This window comes from Parasphingomonas zepuensis, from assembly GCF_036663735.1.
Taxonomy (GTDB): Bacteria; Pseudomonadota; Alphaproteobacteria; order Sphingomonadales; family Sphingomonadaceae; genus Sphingomonas.
This window is the reverse complement of record NZ_JAXOJO010000072.1, coordinates 1-1,093: the sequence shown is the minus strand read 5'-3', so window position 1 is coordinate 1,093 and position 1,093 is coordinate 1. Positions and strand designations below refer to the sequence as shown.

Genomic DNA, 1,093 nt, shown 5'->3' with positions numbered 1-1,093 from the left:
CGCGCTTTACGCCCGGCGGATCGGGCGGCAGGCGCACGGGTCGATGGCGAGCGCGATGGGGCGCAATGACAAGGGCGTGGACGCGGGCTGGGTGCTCGGCTGGCTGATTGACGGCGACAAGCGGGGACTGGAGCCCACGCTGGACGGGCGCCCGGCCGCTGCGTTCAACTTGTCGATCCTGACCACCATGATCGGCACGCCGTGGCTGCCCGACCTGACCGACCATGTGCTGCACATCGAGGAAGTGGGCGAGCCCAGCTATCGCATCGATCGGATGCTGTTCCAGATGGCGCATGCGACCCAGCTTCAGGGAATATCCGGGGTGCGGCTGGGGGCTGTGACCGAAACGGTTGAGAACGACGTGCCGTTCGGCGAGAATAACGAACAGATGATCATCCGCTGGTGCCGCGAAATGGGCGTGCCGTATCTGGGGCGTTCCGGGATCGGGCATATCGCACTCAACCATGTAGTGCCCTTTGGAGTGAGTTGAGGTGGCGGTTGTCGTGCGGTTGACCAAGTTGACCGTTTTGCGGGTGTGGAGGGAGGAGGCGGCGGGGAAGCGAGGGGGTCGCGCCTGCGACGCGCAGGTGCGCGACAGTGGCGCGGCGGAAGCGAAAGGGTGGCGTCTCATTGATCAGGGTAGATCAGATGAAATCCAACATTTCCAGTGAGTTTGAGCGGCTGCTACCGGATCAATCGTCGTTATTCCAATCGAACGGACGACATACCAAAAGCGGTCGTCCAGTAAGTGGCTGGGGACATCGCCCTGCTCAATATCGTTGGGGACGAAGTTACACTCGCTTCCTAGCGATCCGGCCCATGCTGCGCCGGAGGCTTCACATAGCGCCCCATGAACAGGATCAACCCGGTCCGCCGATCGCGCAGCAGGAAGAGGAATGGCTTGTCCGCCCGGAATATGAACGGCGGCGGAGGGGGTGGTTTCCTTTGGGAAGCACTGACGATGATATCCATCACAACCGCAGTGGCGGCCGCAGCCTCTGAGCCGATCTCATCCACATCGAGGTACGTCTTGTGAATGACGCGCTTGATTTTCAATCCGATGGCTTGAGGGTCCTCGCCAGCGTAAGGAATC

General features: G+C 61.7%; 2 protein-coding genes. One reads left to right on the top strand and one right to left on the bottom strand.

Going from position 1 to position 1,093, the window contains the following annotated elements; all coding sequences use genetic code 11:
• Positions 1-490 (top strand): S66 peptidase family protein (locus U1769_RS25335; protein ID WP_503644649.1); only part of this gene is annotated, 490 nt, incomplete at its 5' end.
• 314 nt (positions 491-804) lie between these two features.
• Here U1769_RS25335 and U1769_RS25330 read toward each other — a convergent pair.
• On the bottom strand, positions 805-1,093 hold a 289-nt coding region (locus U1769_RS25330), incomplete at its 5' end, for a serpin family protein (RefSeq protein ID WP_332720919.1).